This is a genomic window from Rhodococcus sp. P4_E4 (assembly GCF_056401575.1).
Genome location: NZ_JBFUJB010000024.1, coordinates 1 through 21,882 on the forward strand (window position 1 = coordinate 1; position 21,882 = coordinate 21,882).

Here is a 21,882-nt window from a genome sequence, read left to right on the forward strand (position 1 = left end):
AACAGGTCCTTCTTCACGGACTTCGGGATGTCGAACTGCTTCCAGAAGGACTTCGGCGGGATGACGATGGCGTCACAGAGAATGCGCATGACGATCGGGAACAGCAGCGAGAGGACGAACCGGTTCGGGCGTGACATCAGCGGGATGCGACGGCTCAGAAGCTTGTGCGCGAACGAGATGTGACGCGCTTCCTCGGCTACGTGGATGGCCATGACCGACTGCATGATCGGGTGGATCTGGCCGCCGGCGCGCAGGATGCTCTTCTGAATGTGGTCGATCGGCTCTTCACCGGCGAGGACACCGACGAAGAACAGTTCGGGGAACGGACCCGCAGCGAGGGGGATGAAGGGTGCAAGCATCTTCATCGGACGGCTCATGCCGGGAGCGTCGGCACCGATGCGGTTGACCATCTCCTGGAACATCATCGTGTGGTTGCACTCTTCGACCGACTCGTGCGTGCAGTAGCGCGCCTCGGCCGAATCGTTGGGCAGCGAGAAGACGTACTGCATCATGCCGCGGATCAGAATGTTCTCGAACTGGAGACCGACCTTCGCGACATTGGCCTGGCGCCACATGCCGATTTCGATCTGCCTGGCCTCGGACTGCGACTGGTACCAGGGGTGAGCACCCAGCGGGTCTGTCTCGGCCGGGAGGATCCAGCGGCGATCGTTCGGGACGACGGCAAACTCGGGGGAGTCCCAGTCGATGTCGAGGTACGGGTCGAAGTGCTTGTGCACCGAGCCCTCGGACAGGAGTCGAAGCGTCTCGTTGTACGAGTCGTCGGATGCTTCTCCGCGCTTGTCGAGCGGCGATGTGAGCGTCATGGCGTCTCCTCTTCGTTTCGGTCACCGCTGGTATTTCTCGCGGTGTTCGGTGGAATCGAGGGCCGGTTGTGTGATCGCTGGCACTCGGTCTGGGTTTAATGTAACCCGAGGTATCAGGAAAAGCTAGTGGCAGATACTCCTGGATCTCGACGAATTCTTGACACGGTCGAAACGGCGCCATAACTTACTTTTGAGTAATTTCCGCGGTGCGCTCGAAGTTGGCTGTTCAGGGATGGGTTCGCACCGAAACGCACGCGAAGATCGAACCGAGGCCGATGTGATCAGAACGCTGCTCAGCAATATTGCCTTGAGTCCGCCGACGCGTCTGCGCTCTCTTGTTCCGTCACGCGGTGTCACGCTCTCCGACAAGACGATCGTTCTGACAGGAGCTTCCTCGGGGATCGGCGAGGCGACAGCTCATCTCTTGGCTCGTCGGGGAGCCGAGATGATCCTGGTCGCGCGCGGTCAGGAAAACCTCGAACACGTACGGGACGAGATCCACCGCAGGGGAGGGTGGGCGCACATCGTGCCTGCGGACCTCTCCCGCGGTGAAGCCGTCGACGAACTCGCGGAGACGATCGCGGATCGATTCGGGTCGGTCGACATCCTCGTCAACAATGCGGGTCGCTCGATCCGGCGTACCGCGTTGGATTCGGTCGACCGATTCCACGACTACGAGCGCACCATGGCACTCAACTACTTCGGACCTACACGACTGACGTTGCGTCTGCTGCCCGCGATGCTCGAGGCGAAGTCCGGACACATCATCAACGTCGGAACCTGGGGAGTCACTGCCGGCGTGATGCCGAGGTTCAGTGCCTACCACGCGTCGAAGTCTGCTCTCAGTGCCTTCGGCCGAAGCCTCGGCGCGGAATGTCACGGCACCGGTGTCGATGTCACCACAGTGCAATTCCCACTCATACGAACACCGATGATCGCGCCGACGGCGGATTACGTGAGCCAGCCGGCGCTGACGGCCGATCAAGCTGCATCGTGGATCTTGCGGGCGATCAATACGCGTCCCGTCGAGCTGTATCCGCGGTACGCGGGGCTGTTACGAGCGATTGACGTTGTATCCCCTTCTGTCACTGACGCTCTCGTGCGAAGGGCCGGGATCTGAGGGGCTGGGATCTGAGGGGCTGGGATCTGAGGGGCTGGGATTTGAGGGGTTGGGATCTGACCAGAAACGTGCACCAGCACCGGGGCATGGTTCGTCCCCGGTGCTGATGTATTCGATTTTCGCGATTCACGCCGCTGTGGGTGGGCTGTTCCCGCCGATCGGCTGTTGATACGGATCGATCGACATCGGTGGATAGAACACCGACTTCCGATCCGGACCGATCTCCACCCGCCACTCCGTGTGGTGCATCGTCCGATGATGATGGCCGCACAACAAGATCAGATTGTCGAGATCTGTTGGGCCACCATCATTCCAGTGAACAATATGATGAGCATCGCACCACCCCGACGGCGTCCCACACCCCGGAAACGCGCACCCACCATCACGAACCGCCAACGCCCGCCGCTGCGGAACCGTCGCCGTTCTCGCTTCCTTACCGCAGTCGAGCGGAACACCATTCTCATCCAACAAGATCCGCGTCACGGTGCAGTCGCACGCCAGCATCCGGGCAGTGTCGATACTGATCGGGCCCACCCAATCCGTCCACGCGAATCCCAGCTCCTCGGTGGACGGCAACAGGTCTTTCAACGCCTGCAGGTCCGTCATGTCTTTCGCGGACGCGGTGACCGTGATGTGTGGTTTCACGCCGCCCTCGATCGGACCCAACCCCGCCCGCTCATACCGGCGCAACAACTCGCAAAACCCGTCCGCACGCCGTAATGCCGGAGTACGCGTGTCCTTGACACCGTCCTTCTCCGGCGTCGGCGCCGACAAACTCGACAACAACGTGATCAGACGGGCCCCGTTGACCGCATCCAGATCACCCTTCACAGTCACTCTGCCGTACAAGCCTTTCGAGGCGTAGAACTCGTTACGTTCGGAATCCTCGCCGACCGGGACCCCGTCCTCCCGTTTTCCGTACTGCTTCTCGATCCGCCGGATCGCCGCCCGCACCGCATCACAATCCGCGATGTTCTTCGACGCCAACCGAAGCAGAATCCCGCGGGCCTTGTCCACATCCGCCAGGGTCATGTTCTTCGGCGGATGCTGACAAAACGACGCCACCTGCCGGGCCTTCAACGCATCAACATCACCCCGGTGAAACGCATCGCCCACAACAGGTTCGAGCATCAACAACCGCGCCAAACCGACCAGCAGACTGCACTCACCGATCTCCAGATTCGTCGAACCGTGCAACCACTGCGCGATCGACCGAAAACCCTTCCCGCCGAGAACCTCACGGGAAAACATCTCCACGATCAGCAACACCATCCGCGACTGCAACTCGTGCCGGGCGCGCACCAGATCCAGAACCTCACCCTTGAGGCCCTCACCATCCAGCTGCCATGCTTCCCGACTGTTCATACCGAAAGTTTAATCGAACAAAGTTTCGAACACAAGAGATTGTTGATCGAAAATTGCTGCTATCAAATCGATTTCGACATTTCGGACATTCGGTTATAGGCGGGTCGCCGACGTAGTCCACGTGCGCCGACGAGTGCGAGCGCCACCATCAACCCGGAGCGTAACAGCATCACGTCGGAATTGTCTGAGCCCCAGCACATTGTGTAATCGGCGTCGATCATGTTGCCGCCTGTCCCCGGCAAGCGCATGGGTCCAGCCGAGCACCAGGCCCAGGAGTGTCATCGCCAGCGTAATGGGAACGAAGACCACCAGGACCCGCGAGAAATGCCCTCGAACAAGGCTGGTGGATTCGCGAAGATCGACGAGTAGTGGAAGCGCCGGACACGACGGACACCGATTTATTACTCATCGGTCTGGTGTCGAGTGCGCATCTGCAGTCCCGAGCCAAAACCAATCTTCAGCGCTTCCGGCGGCCGAACAATACGCCGACCGCCGAGATCATGATCAGCGCCACAAGAACGACGACGATGTGCGACCTGTCCGCGGCCGGTGCCACCGTTTCGCTTTCTTTGGTCACTGCATCAGTGAATGTACAGCTTATGCCTGGAGGGAACCATCCCCAGAAGTCTGTAATTCCTGCCGCTACCCTCTCCGCCCGGTCGGGAAGGAGATAATTGAATCGTGATGGGATTCCATAGTGATCAATGCACCAGCTGGGCTGATGTTGGAGGCGCAAAGAAAATGCGTCCAACAAATAGACCAAGGTTAGTGCGATCAGCGATATTGCTAAAGACGCTTGGCTTGCTCGTAATAATCGAATCTTCACGACTCGCCCGCAACAGTCACGTCATCACGAGGTGACGATGGTATTGGTTGCTGCGATCCACCGAATCCAGCCGTGCTCAAAATTGACCTGTCGACTTTGGGAGTCGCCGAACTCTCCTGACATCGGTAGTTAAAATCGGCCATCCTCGCAGCCCTGCCTCCCATAGTCAGCAAAGATAGCACCGTGGACACTTTCTCCGTGCCGAGAAACAATCGATCGTGAGATCGGGGAAGTGGTTACTGCTAGTCCGCGACAAACAGCTCGCTATTCTCATCGAATGGATCAGGCAGTGTCGAACTCGCAGGCAACGAGAAGGTCCGGTGCACTTCGTTGGGTTGCTTTGGTAAACGCACTTATCGCAGCGTCGGCGTCGGCGATGTATGTCGCAGCGAAATGCCATCTCACCTGGCCCGAACCTGCGGATAGTGCACTCTCGATCGCCGGTGCGGTCGTTCTCTGGGTCCTCACGGCGAGTGTTGCAATCGTGCTGCTCGGAGTGTGCTGGTGGCAGCGACGCCGATGGTTGTGGTCCGATGTCGCTGTTCCGGTTCTCGTGGTGATCGCACTCGGGATCGCGGCCGCGGGGCAGCCACATTTCGATCAGTATCGGGCAGACTTCGAAACCGTTGCACAGCAACTACTTCAAGAACCTGACGATCCCTATTCCGATGGGTATCATCGTGATCTACGAATCGGCAGATTCGATATCTCCTACGCCAACGTCAGCAGTGAAGGCCACGTCTATTTCTTTGACGCACGAGACGGATTGGATATCTTGGACAATCCCGGCTGGGTGTACGCACCCGATGGCGTGTCCGACAAGACCTTCAATCAGCTCCAGTTGGAAGACATCGGGGGCGGATGGTACCGATTCCCTCATCTTGTCGTTGACAGCTATTGAAACTCAAACCACCCGACCAGCATTCCGGAGGCGAAGGGAAGTAGGAGTACGAAAAGCGTCGTGAAGGTCAAGGCGGTGTCGGTGCGGCAACTGCCACCTCCGTCGTACCAGCGTGAGCAGATGTCCCCGAAGTCCCAACTCTCGCCGAACGCTGAACGAACCAACCTGAAAACGCGGCTGTCAGGATCAGGAGGAATATCACCGCCGCTGGCCGCCCGATCTGCCCTCGGCATTGCCGCCAGGTCGCGCACATCATCGGCAAATACAGCTCGGTGAAGTGCGGATGCGTCTCATGATGAAACAATACTGTTCGTCTGGTGATCCGCACGGATTCCGAAAGCCGATACCCCGGACCTTCTCCGAGGTATCGGCCTGAGGTCAGAGGCAGAAGAAACTGAGCGAACTGATTGCCGCGTTCTGCTCGAGCTGGCCTGCGTCTCCGACGTTGCCGGCGGCGACTGACAGATCTTGAAGGGAGAGAATAGCGTCCATTGTCATTTCCTTTGTTGATCGGCGTTCTTGCCGATGGATTTGATCGATCGAGTTTGCTTGCGGTGTTGATTTCATTCCAGGTTTTTCGCCTGGTACTTCTGTGCTCCAATCTGCCGTGGGTGATAACTTCCGAACAATTAGGCGATGTGGCAGTTCGACGCGCACATCAGTGGAAACGACTGTCGGGCAGTTGCCGATCCGGTATGTCGGAGCGACGCCAGTATTCCTGCAGATCCGGTTGCCCAGTCTGTCGAGAGTCTCAGGTTCTGTTCACCTGGAAAGTGCAGTCCTCCTGCGTGATTGAGGCTGTGTAAGCCCAGAAGCTGGAACTGCTGGGCAAGCGTCTGCTCACAATCGGCGCCGGCATATGGACTCTTGGAGAGTTCGCCGAGAAAGAGAATCAGCCCGGCTCGCCCGTTGAGTAGTCCGGCTTGGGCAGTGAATTCGACGGCGGCAGCGCGGGATATGGCAAGTAGCGCAGACGCGTAGCGCGGCTCGTCGACATGTCGAACAAGTTGAAGAAGTACCAGGCCCACGCCGACGGATCCCGATCCGAGGTACGGCATTGTCCGGCGCTCCTCTCTCAGCTGCATCGAACCGTCAGGGCACATCTGCATCACGGACAGGTCGATGTCGACAAGCTGTCGCGCGTGTTCCAGCGATCGAGGATCACCGGTCCGTTCGTAGTGGCGAGTCCAGAACAGCGCTTGCCCGCTCGGCCCTCTCATCAAGCCTCCGCGACCCGTTGTCGCCCAAGATGTTCCGTCGGTGAAGCGGACGTGTGCGCGAGCAGCCGGAAGGCGATCCCGCAGAGTTTCGGTGACGAGAGCGAGAGTTGACGATGCCGCCGGACATGACTCCGATTCCTCGAGTAGAAGGCACCCGATTCCGGAAAGGCCGCCGAAGAGGCTGGAGTCGAGATCGTCGAGTGGGACTCCACGCAAAGTCTCGACCCATCTGTCGGCAGTCGAGTGTCGTCCTAGCTGCCGAAAGGTATGCACCGCACCTGCGAGCCCGTCGAAGAAACCGAACCGTGGTTGCGTATCCGAATCAACTTGATGTTCAGTCCATTCCAGAACTGTCTCCAAGGTGTCGGTGGGAAGATCATCGGCGAGTAGGTTTCCGCACGAGCCGTGAGCAATGCCGTAACCGTTTACTTCGAACTGGGCGATGTCGCCGGGAAAGAGTCGATCAGCGCGGGAGAGATCAAGTGAGGTGAGGATGCCGCAGCGCAATCGAGCGTCCATACGTTGCAAGGTTTCCCTCGACGACGTGTCCCAACGATGCGGGTGATCCTCCGGTTCCGGCGGCTGTGCGTCGAGCATCGAATAGAGCGAGGCACAGAAGGCACGAGGAAGATCGAATCGAGACACCGCGTAGCCGATGAGTTCGGGAATCTTGTTGCGATCGAGGGGGAGCAATGTAGTAAGTGGAACAAAGAGTCCCAGCTCGATGCATCCCAAGGAGTATCGATCTGCCTCGATTCCTGTCAACTGTTGCGGTGCGGTGTGCCCGGGAGCCCCGGTGGACCGGGGCGGTTGCTCGTCGATGTTGTGGGCCATCTCGAAATCGATGATCCGAATACCGGACGGTGAGCACATCACGTTGCCGGGGTGAAGATCGGCATGAACGATTCCGGCGTTGTGGAAGCTCTCGACTGCTGTGGTCAACTGTTGTGCGATGTCGAGCGCCCAGGTTCTGTATTCCGTTCGGGAGCTGAGTGTCTGATCCGCGCGTATCAGCGGATAGCGGAGCGCAATCTCCTGATTCAGGGGAGCGCCGGGAGCGCGCTCGGTGACAAGAAAGTGGTGTCCTTCGCGCTCGAACAAGTTGAGCGCGGAAGGTGAGTACGGGTTGTCGGCAAGGTGAGTCAGCGTGTCGTACTCGTTGCGGATGCGGTCGATTGCGTACCGGCCGTTGGCGTCCGGGGCGGTGAAGGGTCGACCCTCTTTGATGACCAGATTGATGCCGGCGTCGTCCAGCGCTGAGTAGATCCCCCCGCTGTTGCTGAAGTGCAGGGCTTCAGTGATCGAATAGGGGAAGGCGTCGCGTGATTTCAGCTTGTCTTGCTGCGCGCGAACGAAGTCCGGGATTTGTACCCAGTCTGGAGTTCTGAAGGAAGTGCCGCGCAGATCGGGTTCGAGCGATCCGTCAGGGCGCCGTATTGCCGGGACGCGATCGCCGAATGAATCGTTGGTGTGCATGGGCAGGTACGCGCCGTACCGTAAGTACAGTGGTCCCCGGTTCCATCGCACATCGCTGAGGATGTATGGCCCGTCGGCAGCCGTGACAAGCTCGTCCAGTTCGGTGATGACACGTTGTGTGGCAACGCTATCCGCCGGATAGATCGTGATGAATTTTCCGCTGGATGTTCGATTGGCCTGCTTGCTGTTGGAGAACATGAGGTCTGCTGCCGTCCGAAGAAATTTGAAAGGCACCAGATTGTGGCCGCAATACGCGGAGACGGTATCGAGCAGCTCCTGCGCGTTGGCTTGGGTAGCGGAGCAGTGAATCTTCCATCCCTGTTCTGGCAGCACGCTGTCAGGCGGTTGGAAGTAGTTCCACGGTCCGCTTTGGGGACCGCGTCGCCAGAGTGACCAGTCCACCGACTTTGCAGGCTTAAAGTGCTGGTCAGTCGGTGCGTCAGGTCGAGTGGCCGTTCTGATTCGGTCGTAGAAATGCGAGTCGGCACGTATGAATGCAACGTATCGCAGGTCCACGCTCTACCTCCGGGTCAGTCCCCCTGCGGTTTGTCATCGATTGGTGCCACGCCCCGAATCCCCTGTGGCTTGGATTGCTTGTGGCGGAAGGTTATCCGATTCCGGACATTTCGGGCGAAGATTGAAAACCTATCATTCGAAAGTACTAATGAAGGGCGTTGGTCAGGGGTTCCTGATCGTCCAACTTTTTTGTCCGTCCATATTTGCTTCGAGTTCGGTAGCCCTCTCTTGACGGACGGTCCGACTCGGTGGTAAGTGTTTAGCGAGCGCTAAGTCAGGATGCTCCCACGATCTCGGTCCGGCATCCGGTGCCACGAACTCGGGTGCCGGACCGCCCCAGCAATGCACGTCCTCGAAGGGAACGAAGATGACCAAGGCAGTGATCGTCGATGTAGTCCGGATCGCGTCCGGCAAGGGAAAGCCGGGTGGAGCGCTGTCCGGGACGCACCCTGTCGAACTGATGGCCCACGTTCTGCGTTCCATCACCTCGCGAAACGGCCTCGACCCCGCCCTGGTGGACGACGTGATCGGCGGTTGCGTCGGCCAGGCCGGTGAGCAGGCGCTCAACATCACCCGCAGCGCGGTCCTGTCGGCAGGGTTCCCCGAGTCGGTACCCGCCACCACGATCGATCGCCAGTGCGGATCAAGTCAGCAAGCTGCGCACTTTGCGGCGCAGGGCGTGATCGCCGGGGCCTACGACATCGTGATCGCGGCAGGCGTCGAATCCATGAGTCGTGTCCCGATGGGTACCACGACGATGGGGAAGGATGCTTCCGGTCCGGGCATCGCGGCTCGCTACCCCGAAGGCCTGGTCAACCAGGGAATCTCTGCAGAATTGATCGCCGCCAAGTGGAAGCTTGACCGCGACGCTCTCGACGCATTCTCCGCGCAGTCCCACCAGCGGGCAGCAGAGGCAGCGGCGAAGGGGCTCTTCGACAAGGAGATTCTGCCGATCTCGGTGACCAACGCCGCCGGTGAGACCGTCTCGCATATCGTCGACGAGACGGTTCGCGCGTCTACTACCGCCGAGGGACTCGCCGGTTTGAAGCCGTCGTTCTACTCGGAGAAGTACGCGCAGCGCTTCCCCGAGGCGCAGTGGTCGATCACTCCCGGTAACTCGTCGCCGCTCACCGACGGCGCGTCCGCAGCACTGATCATGAGCGAAGAAATGGCGTCGAAGCTGGGGCTGACGCCGCGAGCACGCTTCCACTCCTTCTCCGTTGCGGGCGACGACCCGATCTTCATGCTCACCGCACCCATCCCAGCCACCCACAAGGTGCTCGCTCGCGCGGGTCTGAGCATCGACGACATCGACACCTACGAGGTCAACGAGGCCTTCGCTCCCGTTCCACTCGCCTGGGCTCACGAGTTCGGCGCCGACCCGGCAAAGCTCAACCCGTGGGGCGGCGCGATTGCACTCGGCCATGCCCTGGGGTCCTCGGGTACTCGACTGTTGACCACGATGGTCAACCACCTCGAGGCCACCGGCGGACGCTACGGATTGCAGACCATGTGCGAGGGCGCCGGCATGGCCAACGCCACCATCATCGAACGCATCTGAAACACATAACCTTTCGAAAGGAACTCTCATGATCGTCAACGACAGCGTCGCCGTCGTCACCGGTGGAGCATCCGGCCTCGGCCTGGCTACGACCAAAGCCCTTCTTGCCGACGGTGCCAGCGTCGTCATCGTCGACCTTCCGTCGTCCAACGGTGAAGCCATCGCCAAGGAACTTGGCGACCGGGTCCGCTTCGCGGCTGCAGACGTCACCGACGAGGCTGCGGTCACCGCTGCACTCGACGTGGCCGAGTCCCTCGGACCCCTGCGCGTGGCAGTCAACTGCGCCGGAATCGGCAACGCAGTCAAGACTGTCAGCAAGAAGGGTGCTTTCCCGCTCGACGCGTTCAAGAAGGTCATCGACGTCAACTTGATCGGCACCTTCAACGTTCTTCGTCTTGCTGCGGAACGTATTTCGAAGACCGAACCCATCGACGGTGAACGCGGCGTCATCATCAACACCGCCTCCGTCGCAGCCTATGACGGTCAGATCGGGCAGGCTGCGTACTCCGCGTCGAAGGGTGGCGTCGTCGGTATGACGCTCCCCATCGCCCGTGACCTCGCGTCGCTGCTGATCCGCGTCAACACCATCGCTCCCGGGCTGTTCAAGACCCCGTTGCTGGCCGGACTGCCTGAAGCAGCCCAGGCGTCGCTGGGTCAGCAGGTGCCTCACCCCTCTCGCCTGGGCGATCCCAGCGAGTACGGCGCGCTTGCTGCGCATATCGTCTCCAACCCTATGCTCAACGGTGAGACGATCCGCCTCGACGGTGCAATCCGTATGGCACCGCGGTAATTTCGGCTATTCATGACTGGCGAGGTGGAGCCCGTGAATTCGGTGGCAGTGGACTGGAGGACTTTCCCGCCGCTGGTGATGACCGACATCCTGATGGCTTCGCTCGAGCTGTTCGACGAGAACGGTTACCACGGCACGACGGTGCGGCAGATTGCCAACCGTGTCGGGGTAACCGTTCCCGCGCTCTACTATCACCACGCGAACAAAGAGGCAGTCCTCGTCGCTCTGTTCGAGATCTCGATGAGTGAGCTGAATACCAGAACCGAAGCGGCAGAGGTGGAAGCCGGCGAAAATCCGGTACGACGCTTCGCCTTGGTGGTGGAGGCAATTGTTCTCTACATGACCCACCGGTCGCGGCATGCTGCGTTGGACACCGAGATTCGGCATGTCTCACCGGAAAGCCGAAGTCGATACGCCGCCAGTCGTAAGCGGCTCGAGTTGCTCATGCGCAGGATCGTCGACGACGGTGTGGCATCGGGAGATTTCGCGGTCACCGACACCGAGGAGACCGTCCGGGCCATACTCGGTATGGCGCAGTCACTGCCGCGTTGGTTCCAGACCGGCGGGCCGATGTCGCCGACGCAATTGGCGCAGAAGTACGTCGACATCGCTTTTCACACGGTCGGTTATCGTCCGTAAAGTGCATTGCTCGTTAAACGAAGGTGGGCAACAGATTGAAAACCTGTTGCCCACCTTCAGTATTCATGCTTCAGCACTCACTCCGTGTCAGAGGCGAGTGACTTCGAGTCCGCCTTCGTGGTAGTCGGCCCTCAGGCGCTTCTTGTCGAACTTGCCGACGCTCGTCTTCGGAACTTCCTGAACCACAGCCCAGTTCTCGGGGAGCTGCCACTTGGCTACCTTGTCCGAAAGATATTGCTGGAGTTCGGACATCGTGGTCTCGGATCCGGCGCGCAGAACAACCGCGACCAACGGGCGCTCGTCCCACTTCTCGTCCGGCACGCCGATGACGGCAGCTTCGGTGACGTCAGGGTGACCCATGACGGCGTTCTCGAGGTCGACCGATGAGATCCATTCGCCGCCGGACTTGATGATGTCCTTGGAGCGGTCTGACAGGCTCAGGAAGCCGTCGGCCGTGATGGATCCGACGTCACCGGTCTTGAGCCAGCCGTCGTTGAACTTGTCTTCCGCATCGACGCCGTAGTACGACCCGGTGATCCAGGGGCCGCGCACTTCGAGCTCGCCGACGGAAACGCCGTCGTGTGCAACAACTTTGCCGTCGTCGTCGATGAGACGTGCCTCGACGGATGCCGGGAAGCGGCCCTGAGAGTAGCGGTACTTCCACATCGCGTCGCCGGTGACACCGGCCGGCGGGCGGGCAACGGATCCGAGTGGGGAGGTTTCGGTCATGCCCCAGGCGTGCAGGACGGAGACGTTGTGGTCGGCTTCGAATGCGTGCATGAGGGCAGGCGGTACAGCGGAGCCGCCGATCAGAACCTCACGCATCGAGGAGATGTCCTGTGGGTTCTGCTCGAGGTAGAGGTGCAGGCCCTGCCAGATGGTGGGTACGGCCGCGGCGAACGTCGGATTCTCGCTGGCGATGATCGCAGCCAACGGAGCAGGCTGGAGGAAGCGATCGGGCATGATCAGCGAGGCGCCGATCATGAACGCAGCGTAGGGAAGTCCCCACGACATGGCGTGGAACTGAGGCACCACCGCGAGTGCACGATCGCCCTGCGCGAGGTTGGGGCCGTCGCTCATGCAGACCTGCATGGAGTGCAGGTAGATCGAGCGGTGGGAATAGACGACGCCCTTGGGGTCGCCCGTGGTGCCGGACGTGTAACACATTGCGGCAGCACTGAGTTCGTCGACCTCGGGCCAGTCGAACTCGGTTGGCTGATCGGCGATCAAGCCCTCGTATGTGTGAACCTGCACGCCCTCGGGAGCTTCGAGTCCCGCAGTGGAGGAACCGGTGACGATGATGTGCTTGACGGTTGTCAGCGACGGAAGCTGCGGAGAGAGAAGCGGAATCAGGGACGGATCGACGATGATCACGCGGTCCTCGGCGTGATTGGCGACGTGGATCAACTGCTCGGGGAACAGGCGAATGTTCAGCGTGTGGAGCACAGCACCCATCGAGGGGATCGTCAGGTACGCCTCGAGGTGCTCGGAGTTGTTCCACATGAACGTGGCGACTCGCTCGTCACCCTCGACACCGAGTCCGCGCAGGGCGTGCGCAAGCTGTGCGCAGCGCTTGCCGACGTCTGCGTATGACACACGGCGCGGGCCGGACTCGGTCCACGTGACAACCTCGGAAGCGCCGTGAACGGAGGCACCGTGGCGGAGAAGTTGAGCAATGGAGAGGGGGGCGTCTTGCATGGTGCTCAGCATGGGCTGCTCCTGTGTGGTGTGTGAGACCGGTGCTTTTGCCCACGGGCCCTCACAAACGATGTGCTGTGGCTGCCAGATTAGTCACAGCTGCGAAGTGCTCGCTAGTGACCCACTGCACTAGCGAAAAACCACGCTATGAGTAGCGCTCCCGGATCGACCACTCCGCGAGCGGCTTCGCCCACATAACTTGCACGTCCGCGGTTCGCGAGCATGGTTTCGGTCGACTCCGCGCCGGCCGCCGCCGCTGCCGCTGCGCTGGCCAGAGCAGCGTCCCGATCGGCTCCCGAGTTCACGGATTGCTCCAACGACTCGACCGCCGGAACTATCGCGTCGACCATCGTCTTGTCGCCGACGCGTGCGCCGCCGAGCGAGGTGATGTTGTCGAGCCCCGCCCGTGCTGCAGTCGCGATCGCGCCGAGGTCGAGTTCGGAGTCTCCCGAGTCTGCGGCGACGCGGAAGAAATGCCGGAACCAGATGCCGAACAACGCGCCGGACGTACCGCCGGCGTGACCGAGGTACGCCTGGGAGACTGCATCGAATATCGTTGCAGTGGAATAGGTGTCACGGATCGCCGAGATATCGAGCTGATCCAGTGCGGCCACCATGTTGGTCCCGAAGTCGCCGTCTCCTGCTCGTCGGTCGAGATCGGTCAGGGCAGGTTCCTGCTCCAGTACCTTCGCGGCCCAGTCCGCAATCCAGCCGCCGACGAAGCTGCTTTCGGCAGTGCGTGAGGTGTCGGGTGTGAATGTGGGACCGAATGATTCACGCTTGCCCATGCCGCTGTACTCACGTGCCATAGCATTCGGCCAGGCGGGCGCTTTTGTTGGCGCGTCCCATAATTCGAGGATTTCTTTGTTTGTGCGAACAAGGGTGATGGATGCTCCGGCCATGTTCAATGCAGTGACGAACGTTCCGATCAGCGTCCGCTCGATGTGAATTCCCTGGTCGGCCAGATAATCTCCGAGTTCGGCGAACAGTAGTTGCAGCTCCATTGGGTGGGTGGCTCCCTGCCCGTTGACGACTGCAATGACGTGATCACCTTCGGCGAGACTCAGGGACTCGATGATCGGATCCGTCAGCCGTCGCACCAATTCCGGTGCGGGCAGGGCGTCCACGCGTTCTGTGCCGCGTTCGCCGTGGATTCCGATACCAAGTTCCATCTGCCCGTCCGGTAGGTCGAACGACGGCTCGTCAGCCCCCGGCAAGGTGCATGGGCGAAGAGCGACGGCCATGCTGCGAGCCGAGTGCGCGACGTGTTGTCCGATCCGGGTCACCTCGGCCAGGTCGTCACCGCGGGCGGCCGACGCGCCGCAGACCTTCTCCACCACGATCGTTGCCGCAGTGCCGCGTCGCCCCGGGCCGCTACCGTCTGCGCGTTCGGTCGCGACGTCGTCGTCGACCAAGACGACGTCCGTGTCGATCTTGTCCTCGCGGAGTAGTTCCCGTGCGATACCGAAATTCATCACGTCGCCGGTGTAGTTCTTCACGATGTGCAGGACGCCGCCACCGGCGTCGGCAGCTTTGGATCCTTCATGGATCTGCAGTGCGTTGGGTGAGCTGAAGATCAACCCGGGACAGACGGCCGTGAGCATTCCTTCGCCGATGAATCCGGCGTGCATGGGTTCGTGACCCGAGCCGCCGCCGGAGACGAGCGCGACTCGCCCGCGCGGAAGGGGCTGTGCACGAGTGAGGTATCCGGGATCGGGGTTCCACGCGATGTCGTCGGTGGATGCGATCAACCCGCGGAGTGCGTCGGGAACAAATGTCTTTGCGCTGCGCATGAACATCACTTCAGAGTAGGTCTAACGTCGACTTCGGGCACGGATCGTGATCGACGAGAGGTGGACGGCGTGAAATTGGGGTTGGTACTTGCCGGTGGCGGCGTTGCGGGAATCGCCTGGGAAACCGGTTTTCTGTTGGGCGTTCAGGACAAATCGCCGGACGCTGCCGCAGCGCTGCTGGCAGCGGACGTATTGATCGGCACTTCTGCAGGTTCCACCGTGACTGCTCAGATTGCGGGCGGCGCGACACTTCAGGAGCTTTTCGACGCACAAACGGCCGCTGCGACCGGTGAGATCGATCCGGAGGTAGATGTCGAGGTCCTCGGTCAGATGTTCGTCGACGCGATCGCGGGCTCCGCGGATCGGTCCGAACAACTTCGTGCGCTCGGCGAGGCAGCGATGGCCGCCGACACCGTCGAACCCGCCGTGCGTCGTGCGGTCATCGAGGCAAGGCTGCCCAATCGGTTGTGGCCCGAGCGGGAGTTGCGCATCCCGGCGATCAACGCACAAACCGGTGAGTTGAGGGTGTTCGGCAGTGCTGACGGCGTAGAACTGATCGACGCAGTCGGAGCAAGTTGCGCCGTACCAGGGGTGTGGCCGGTAGTCATGATCGAGGGCGACCGGTACATGGACGGCGGAATGGCAAGTGGCTCGAATGTTCATTTGGCTGCCGACTGCGATGTGGTCGTGGTTCTTTCACCTGCTGCCGATCCCGCCCCGAATCTGCTGGGCGGCAGCCTACGAGAGGAAATCGACGCGATGACGCAGTCACGGGTACTGGCGATCTTCGCCGACGACGCCGTCGTGGAAGCGATCGGAACCAACTCCCTCTCGCCGGCGACAAGGCGCCCGGCAGCTGAACTCGGACGCGAACAGGGTCGCCGAACAGCTGACGAGATCGCTGCGTTTCTGGTGACGGCATGAGCGCCGCACGGATTGCCGTGGTCCTGCGTCCGGAGCAATCCCCGGAAGATCTGGTTCGGCATGCGGGGTATGCCGACGAAGTCGGTATCGACGAGGTCTGGCTGTGGGAGGACTGCTTCTTCGGTGGAGGAATAGCCACTGCTGCAACTGTATTGGCCGAAACCACGCGCCTGGGAGTGGCGATCGGTGTGCTGCCGACTCCGATGCGCAACACCGCGATCACGGCGATGGAGATTTCGGCGCTGGCCAGAGTTCATCCGGATCGACTGCGTGTTGGCTTCGGTCACGGCGTTCAGAGTTGGATGCGGCAGATCGGCGCCAAGGTCGAATCGCCGTTGACCCTCCTCCGGGAGCAGTTCGGAGCACTCGAACGATTACTGCGCGGTGAGTCGGTGACGGTATCCGGCCGATACGTGAATCTCACGGACGTCAAGCTGGCGTGGCCGCCCGAGAAGGTGCCGCAGTTGCTCGTCGGTGCCACGGGGCCAAAGACTTTGGCGCTCAGTGGTGAGTTGGCGCAGGGCACCGTGCTCTCGGGTGGGACGACCCCGGAAGGCGTTCGCCGGGCGATCGCTCATATCGGAGCGCAGGATCTCGAGGTGGTCGTTTACGTCATCTGTGCATTTGGTTCCAGCGGTCGTGAGCGCGCCCTTGCCGAGGCCGCAGCGTCAGGGTGCGAATCGCCTGCGGAAGCGATTGCCGTGGGGACCGCGGCCGACGTTGCGGCAGCAGCAGTGCGATGGGTGGACGCGGGTGCAACCACCGTGGTACTCCAACCGACCGTTGACGAGCCGGACGTCCGTGAGTTCATTCGCCTTGTCGCGCAGGAGGTTCAACCGCTGATGGTGTAGCTCAGGCGGCTAGTCGGGACAGAACCTCGTCGATGTCGGCAGTGCTCACGTCTCGATGTGTCACGAACCGAACCTTCCCGGCGACGGTGACCGCACCGACGTCGACGGCGGCGAGCTGAGCAACGGTGGCCGACGGATCGGCTGTGGCGGCGAGAACGATGTTGGTTGCAGGTTCGTCGACAGCCCAACCGCGTTCACGAAGGCCCGACGCCAGGCGTTGCGCATTGTCGTGATCGTCGGACAGGCGAGCTTGTGAGCGAAGCGCGACGATGCCGGCTGCGGCAAGCACCCCGCCCTGACGAACGCCGCCGCCGAGCATCTTGCGGATCCTTCGGGCTTCGGTGATCAATTCAGGTGATGCGGCCAGAATCGAGCCGACCGGCGCACCGAGTCCCTTGCTCAGGCACACCTGGACGGTATCGGCGCCGGAAGTCAGTTCGGTGGGCGAAACATCGAGTGCAGCAGCGGCATTCCAGAGGCGGGCGCCGTCGAGATGAATCTTCAAGCCGCGTGATCTCGCCCCGTCGACCAGTTTCGTCCACTCCGTCGGATTCATGACGGCGCCGCCGGCGAAATTGTGGGTGTTCTCGAGACAGAGCAGCGTGGTGTTCAACGTGAAGTACGGGCCGGGGGAGCCCGCCGCCTTCACGACGGTCTCGGGACTGGGACGTCCGGGTCCGCCGTCGTGCGGCAGCGCCATCGGCATTCCCTGTGCGAGCCAAGCAGCGGTGCCCAACTCTGACCCCAAGACGTGAGAGTGTTCCGGTGCGAGGAACTGATCGCCGCGGCGAAGGTGCAGCATCAGCGCAATCAGGTTGCCCATCGATCCGCTCGGTACCCACAAGGCCGCCGGAAAGCCCAGAGTATGTGCGACCTCTTCCTCGAGCGCCGCCATGGTCGGGTCGTGATCGAGGACGTCGTCACCGACCTCGGCGTCAGCCATCGCCTTCCGCATCTCCGCATCAGGCTTGGTGACGGTGTCCGAGCGTAGGTCGATGTACGACGAAGTCATGGCTCATTCGATCAAGCCGCGTGTTCCGGCGTCAAACCGCGGCCTTTGCTGGACGGCTATTCCGGCGTGATAAATCAATATCGCTGAGGATGCCTTCCGTGTGATGATGGGCGCCGGCAATCGTCGGTGAAGAGAACAAGAAGTGGAAGGGACAGGCATGCGCGACTCGAAGCAAGCGTTGCACCTGCGCGGGCACTCACCCCGCGGCATTTCCCTTCCTGCATTCGGGGAACAGAGTGGCGCTGGATATATGCCGTTCCCCGTTTCTTGCATTTGCTCCTGACCCGTCTTCACGTCCAGGAGTTCCACTCCTCGACATGAACTGAGACGTCTCATGCGGAACCCGAACCGCGCATCTACCGCCGCTTCTCACAGTTGGATGAACCGGTCCGTCCGGGTACTCAACGCAACGTACGAGTACCTCGGTGAAGTGAGCGCCGATCGTGCGGTCGTCCTGATCGCCACCGGTTCTGCGCAGTCCACCGAAGACGTGATCCCGATATTTCCGGTGCGCTCCAAGCACGTCGAGATCCCACTGCCTCGGACGATCCTGCTTGCCGAGTACGTGTATGTCGCCCACCGGGTTACGGTCACCGATTCCAGCCGAGCGACCTTCGCCGGCATCTTCGACCGGGACGGTCGTCAATGTGCGTACTGCGCCGCCAGAGCAACGACCATCGACCACGTCCAGCCGCGAAGCCGCAACGGGCCCAACACGTGGGGAAATCTGGTGGCGTGCTGCAGTTCCTGCAATCAGCGCAAAGCGGATCGCACACCGGCTGAGGCCGGCATGCGGCTGCTGTGGGAACCGAAGGCACCTCGACGCATCGAGAAAGTGCAGCAGAAGATCTGGCGTGAATTGAGTCGGACGTGACGGTCGAAAGGAGTAAGTGATGTGCGCTGACGAAATCTCGAATCTGGCTGAGCTTCTGCCGATCTCGGACGACCCAACCTGGTGGCAGGCGGAATGTCGAGGAGACCCCGAGCCGGACCGCTGGTTTCCCTTCCCGTCCGAGGGATACGACTACGCGACCGACGTGTGCAACAGGTGCCCGATTGCGGAATCGTGTCGTGAATTCGCCTCTGCCACTGGTCAGACCGGAATCTGGGGTGGAGTGAAGTTCGAGCAGGGCAGGATCGTCGCGGCGTGAGGGATCAGATTCCCGGCTCCGCGGCGATCGTACCGGCCGATACCGCCCGGCACAGAGCGTCGTGGTCACGTTCGGTTTGATCGGCGTAGAGCCGAGCAAACCGAGTGAGGGCGGTGTCGACCGTGTCCGAGGTTCCCAGGTAACCGGAAATCAGTGACGCGCCACTGGTTCGTGCATGTCCCTTGGCCAGTAGGCGACCGCAGATCGCGACATAGTCGGTCAAGGCTGCTGCATCGATATTGTTCAGGTCCACAGAACCTTTCATGTTCCGGAACTGACGGACGTAGTACTGGCGGTCGTCCACGGTGCACCACCCGAGCAGTGGATCGCTGACTGTCTGGAGAGCCTGCTGGTATTCCGCGACGCGTCGTCCTTGGTGGTCGTGCCAGGCCGAGTCGCCGTGCACGAAGGGGGCAACGACGGATCGGCGAGCCTGCTTGAGCTGCAAGAAGATGACGTCGTCCGGGATGCTCCCTTCGCACAGGGCGACATACGCACGCAGAGCGACGCTTCCGACTCCGACAACCCGGTGCGCAACGTCGATGACGTTGTATCCCGAGACGACTCGGCGCCAGTGTGGTGCAAGGGTTTCGAGATACTCGTCCAGACCCTCCAGGAGGAAGTCGGTGTCCTGCGGCGTGAGTCGTGTTGTGAGCGGCGGGTTCTCGACCAACTGGCGCCGTCCGTGATCCTCCACAGTGAACCGCGGCACCGCGTGATCGCTCGTACGCCGTCGTGCGCGCTCCGCGGCGCGGCGGATCTCGGCCAGCAACCCGGGATCAGTGACGTGGTCGGTCAGTCCGTCGAGATCGACCCGGTCGAAGGAGCGATCGAACAGTGGACGCTCGGACAGCTTTGCCAAGTGGAGGCGATATGCGGACACACACGAGGTTGTCGCTGTTTCGCATTGAGCTTCGGTGAGACCGTTCTGCCGCCCGGCCACCCAGATGCTCGCAGCCAACCTTCTCAGGTCCCATTCCCAGGGGCCCGGATGTGCTTCGTCGAAATCGTTGAGGTCTATGACAAGTTCGCGTTCCGGGGACCCGTAGAACCCGAAGTTTCCGACGTGCGCATCCCCACAGATGACGGGAGTGATGCCGGTGGACGGGAGCTGCGCCATGTCCTCTGCCATCAAGCCGGCGGTACCGCGCAGGAAGCCGTACGGTGAAGCGACCATGCGTCCCACACGAATCGGAACCAACCAGTCGAGTCTTCCCTCGTGTGCCGTGTTGACCTGATCGACCGGATCGCGTCGGTTGGGCGGGGGCGTCCAGTCACCGAGCGACGATCGTGCTACTCGCTTGCGCAGGCCCTTCCCGATTTTGCGACGCTCACTGCGGGGCGTCTGACGCGCCCGCAAAGTCGCCCTGCCGTCCGGTTCGTTCTCGAGAGCCAGCTGACCGGCAGGCCTGTTCACCGGGTCCATGTCGGGCTCTCTTTCGTCGGGCGTGCGAAACTCGCGCTCGATCCTATGCCCGCTGGATTGCGCGCCGCGCGACGAGTTCCTTAACTACCCGCCTGGGCAATCAACTCGACAGCGCGGTCGGCGCACAGTTCCGGGTCCGGCATTCTCCCGATACCGAGGCATTCGACAACGGCGAACGACGTATCCGGTGTCGTTTCCACGCCGAGCGCCCACCCGAAGTAGTGATTCCAGGCGAGTACGGCTCGGTGGCCACTGTGCTGCGGAATCTCGCTGCCCAGAACGAGTACTGCGTCGAACGCGGGGCCGTCGCACCAGATGACCGATTCGGCGAAGGTGGAGCTGGCGACGGCGACTACGTACCTGTGACAAGTCGATTCACTCGGAATGGCGATGTGTGCACGCATGGTCGCTCCTCCGGCTCGGTTGCGATCGGAGGGTTCCCCGTTGCCGGCGCCGAAAAAACGCTTGGCAGATTACGTCCCGGCCACAGATCTACGACGCAGACGGTGTCTGAGATGTTTTTGTGCTGCCCGCGCGACCGAGCGAGTCGAGAGATACTGCTCGGCGGGTATCAACCGGGAACCGAACAAGTAGAACCTTTGGGCTTCGTCGTGGTCATGTGTGGCCGCGGAGATGAGCAGACGTTCGATCGCGGTGAACTTTCGCCCACCGGCGTAACCGCTCATGTAATCGATGTGTTTCGTCATACTCGCTCTGGCACTGCGGTATTCGGCCAAGGCAGCGTTCACGTTCCGATGCGAGTCGAGTGTGTGTGACGTCGTCTCCGTCAGCATTTGGGCGGTCGCGTCGACCAGCATCTGAGCGGTCTCCAGTGCCCACGAGCATCCGATGCCCCATAACGGGTCGTTGGTTGCCGCGGCGTCGCCGATGAGTGCGAACCCGTTACCTACCGGGTCGGTGAGGGTTGTGGAGAAGTGTTTGGTACCAACGATCTTCCCGACGATGTGCTCTCGGCGAACAGGCGGAGCGCCGGGTAATGCGTTGGCGTACGCGAGGAAAGCAGTAGACAGGTCGTCAGTGAACGGGCCGAGCTTGTCGAGGGCAGGGAAGACGACCAGCACGCTGATCCCGCCGTCGTTGGGGAGCAGGTAGGCGACGTCGGGATCCATGAACCACGACAATGAAGATTCTCCGTCGGGTCGTTCGAGTCCGGAGAGTTGAGCGAAGTAGCTGAAGCGCCCGTTGGACGCACTCACCGAGTCGCAACGCGCGGATCGTGCGACGGTCGAATCCTTGCCGTCTGCTCCGACGGTCAATCGTGCTTCGACAGTGAAGGCCGAACCCTGTTCGGTGCCGTAGACGCCTGCAGTAGTGCCGTTCTTGGTCAGTAGTCCGGAAACACGATGTCCGAGAAGAAGGTCGACGTTCTGGTAGTCGTTCGCGAGTTGGCGCAGGAGGGGGTCGAGAGTTTCCCTTCGGACGTTGAATCCAGGCGGCGGTGAGTTCTCTTCAGCATCAGGGGTGATCATTCCCCACGGGGTCCAGAATTTCGGAACGGTTTCCACCATTCCCAGGGCGAGCAGTTTTTCCGTGGCGCCGAGTCGTTGCAAGATCGGGGCACCGCAGGGTTGTAGGTGGTGAGTGCACAGGACTTTGTGCGCCCGGATGTCGGAGCGAGCGTCGAGAAGCGCTATCCGCAGACCTTGCTGGGCGTACATGATTGCGGCCGCGCATCCTGCGATGCTCGCGCCGACAATTACAACGTCATAGTTTTCCCGTGCCTTCGAAGTCACTCGATCAGTTTAATGCATAAGGTTATAACTTAAAT

The 21,882-nt window shown here is 61.3% G+C and carries 19 protein-coding genes; 9 read left to right on the forward strand and 10 right to left on the reverse strand.

All coding sequences use genetic code 11. The annotated features are described in order from the left end of the window. Window positions 1-824: AurF N-oxygenase family protein (locus tag AC1DVN_RS25045; protein WP_477994322.1), on the reverse strand; the 824-nt coding region annotated here is incomplete at its 3' end. Window positions 825-1,056: 232 nt separating this feature from the next. Here AC1DVN_RS25045 and AC1DVN_RS25050 point away from each other — a divergent pair. Next, entirely contained in the window at window positions 1,057-1,944 is an 888-nt protein-coding gene (locus AC1DVN_RS25050) for an SDR family oxidoreductase (protein WP_092765524.1), read from the forward strand. Between the two features lie 126 nt (window positions 1,945-2,070). On the opposite strand, the gene AC1DVN_RS25055 is transcribed toward AC1DVN_RS25050, so the two are convergent. Together AC1DVN_RS25055 and AC1DVN_RS25060 are read right to left on the reverse strand one after the other, a co-directional pair. After that, window positions 2,071-3,309: an HNH endonuclease signature motif containing protein gene (locus AC1DVN_RS25055; protein ID WP_092765525.1), complete on the reverse strand. Its 1,239-nt coding sequence runs from the start codon at window positions 3,307-3,309 to the stop codon at window positions 2,071-2,073. Between the two features lie 457 nt (window positions 3,310-3,766). After that, window positions 3,767-3,886, reverse strand: a complete 120-nt coding sequence (locus AC1DVN_RS25060; protein ID WP_117435002.1) for an LPXTG cell wall anchor domain-containing protein — start codon at window positions 3,884-3,886, stop codon at window positions 3,767-3,769. A gap of 526 nt (window positions 3,887-4,412) precedes the next feature. Here AC1DVN_RS25060 and AC1DVN_RS25065 point away from each other — a divergent pair. Continuing rightward, window positions 4,413-5,036, forward strand: a complete 624-nt coding sequence (locus tag AC1DVN_RS25065; RefSeq protein ID WP_092765526.1) for a hypothetical protein — start codon at window positions 4,413-4,415, stop codon at window positions 5,034-5,036. A 629-nt stretch (window positions 5,037-5,665) separates the two neighbouring features. Here AC1DVN_RS25065 and lanKC read toward each other — a convergent pair. After that, window positions 5,666-8,248, reverse strand: a complete 2,583-nt coding sequence (gene lanKC / locus AC1DVN_RS25070; protein ID WP_477994323.1) for a class III lanthionine synthetase LanKC — start codon at window positions 8,246-8,248, stop codon at window positions 5,666-5,668. A 367-nt stretch (window positions 8,249-8,615) separates the two neighbouring features. On the opposite strand from lanKC, the gene AC1DVN_RS25075 reads away from it, so the two are divergent. From AC1DVN_RS25075 to AC1DVN_RS25085, 3 genes are read left to right on the forward strand one after another with little or no spacing between them, the layout of a single operon-like run. Continuing rightward, on the forward strand, window positions 8,616-9,809 hold the full coding sequence (locus tag AC1DVN_RS25075) for a thiolase family protein (RefSeq protein ID WP_172932728.1): 1,194 nt from the start codon (window positions 8,616-8,618) through the stop codon (window positions 9,807-9,809). Between the two features lie 28 nt (window positions 9,810-9,837). Next, entirely contained in the window at window positions 9,838-10,599 is a 762-nt protein-coding gene (locus AC1DVN_RS25080; protein ID WP_172932727.1) for a 3-hydroxyacyl-CoA dehydrogenase, read from the forward strand. Window positions 10,600-10,611: 12 nt separating this feature from the next. Continuing rightward, window positions 10,612-11,238, forward strand: a complete 627-nt coding sequence (locus AC1DVN_RS25085; RefSeq protein WP_020909537.1) for a TetR/AcrR family transcriptional regulator — start codon at window positions 10,612-10,614, stop codon at window positions 11,236-11,238. A gap of 87 nt (window positions 11,239-11,325) precedes the next feature. Here the strand turns inward: AC1DVN_RS25085 and AC1DVN_RS25090 are convergent, their stop codons facing one another. After that, entirely contained in the window at window positions 11,326-12,948 is a 1,623-nt protein-coding gene (locus AC1DVN_RS25090; RefSeq protein ID WP_477994324.1) for a long-chain fatty acid--CoA ligase, read from the reverse strand. A gap of 101 nt (window positions 12,949-13,049) precedes the next feature. Beyond that, complete coding sequence (locus AC1DVN_RS25095) at window positions 13,050-14,735, reverse strand: dihydroxyacetone kinase family protein (RefSeq protein ID WP_477994325.1); 1,686 nt, start codon at window positions 14,733-14,735, stop codon at window positions 13,050-13,052. A gap of 54 nt (window positions 14,736-14,789) precedes the next feature. Between AC1DVN_RS25095 and AC1DVN_RS25100 the strand changes: the two genes are divergently transcribed. Together AC1DVN_RS25100 and AC1DVN_RS25105 are read left to right on the forward strand one after the other, a co-directional pair. Beyond that, complete coding sequence (locus AC1DVN_RS25100; protein WP_042953212.1) at window positions 14,790-15,653, forward strand: patatin-like phospholipase family protein; 864 nt, start codon at window positions 14,790-14,792, stop codon at window positions 15,651-15,653. Continuing rightward, a complete protein-coding gene (locus tag AC1DVN_RS25105) occupies window positions 15,650-16,504 on the forward strand; it encodes an LLM class flavin-dependent oxidoreductase (protein WP_019745825.1) in 855 nt (284 codons plus the stop codon). The genes AC1DVN_RS25100 and AC1DVN_RS25105 overlap by 4 nt, the downstream gene beginning before the upstream one ends. Window position 16,505: 1 nt before the next feature. Here AC1DVN_RS25105 and AC1DVN_RS25110 read toward each other — a convergent pair whose 3' ends face one another. Further along, window positions 16,506-17,516, reverse strand: a complete 1,011-nt coding sequence (locus AC1DVN_RS25110) for a threonine aldolase family protein (protein ID WP_279163444.1) — start codon at window positions 17,514-17,516, stop codon at window positions 16,506-16,508. Window positions 17,517-17,850: 334 nt separating this feature from the next. On the opposite strand from AC1DVN_RS25110, the gene AC1DVN_RS25115 reads away from it, so the two are divergent. Both AC1DVN_RS25115 and AC1DVN_RS25120 read left to right on the forward strand, forming a co-directional pair. Further along, complete coding sequence (locus tag AC1DVN_RS25115) at window positions 17,851-18,390, forward strand: HNH endonuclease (RefSeq protein ID WP_031333862.1); 540 nt, start codon at window positions 17,851-17,853, stop codon at window positions 18,388-18,390. Window positions 18,391-18,409: 19 nt separating this feature from the next. Beyond that, complete coding sequence (locus AC1DVN_RS25120) at window positions 18,410-18,667, forward strand: WhiB family transcriptional regulator (RefSeq protein WP_042953210.1); 258 nt, start codon at window positions 18,410-18,412, stop codon at window positions 18,665-18,667. A gap of 4 nt (window positions 18,668-18,671) precedes the next feature. On the opposite strand, the gene AC1DVN_RS25125 is transcribed toward AC1DVN_RS25120, so the two are convergent. The 3 genes from AC1DVN_RS25125 to AC1DVN_RS25135 all read right to left on the reverse strand — a co-directional run bounded on the left by AC1DVN_RS25125 (window position 18,672) and on the right by AC1DVN_RS25135 (window position 21,847). Next, window positions 18,672-20,093 (reverse strand): DUF2252 domain-containing protein, encoded by a 1,422-nt coding sequence (locus AC1DVN_RS25125; protein ID WP_019745821.1) that lies wholly within the window; start codon window positions 20,091-20,093, stop codon window positions 18,672-18,674. A gap of 80 nt (window positions 20,094-20,173) precedes the next feature. Further along, window positions 20,174-20,497 carry a DUF6292 family protein gene (locus AC1DVN_RS25130; RefSeq protein ID WP_019745820.1) on the reverse strand — a complete coding sequence of 108 codons (324 nt, stop codon included), beginning with the start codon at window positions 20,495-20,497 and terminating at the stop codon, window positions 20,174-20,176. A 69-nt stretch (window positions 20,498-20,566) separates the two neighbouring features. Then, complete coding sequence (locus AC1DVN_RS25135; RefSeq protein ID WP_084325879.1) at window positions 20,567-21,847, reverse strand: NAD(P)/FAD-dependent oxidoreductase; 1,281 nt, start codon at window positions 21,845-21,847, stop codon at window positions 20,567-20,569. Window positions 21,848-21,882 lie beyond the last annotated feature (35 nt).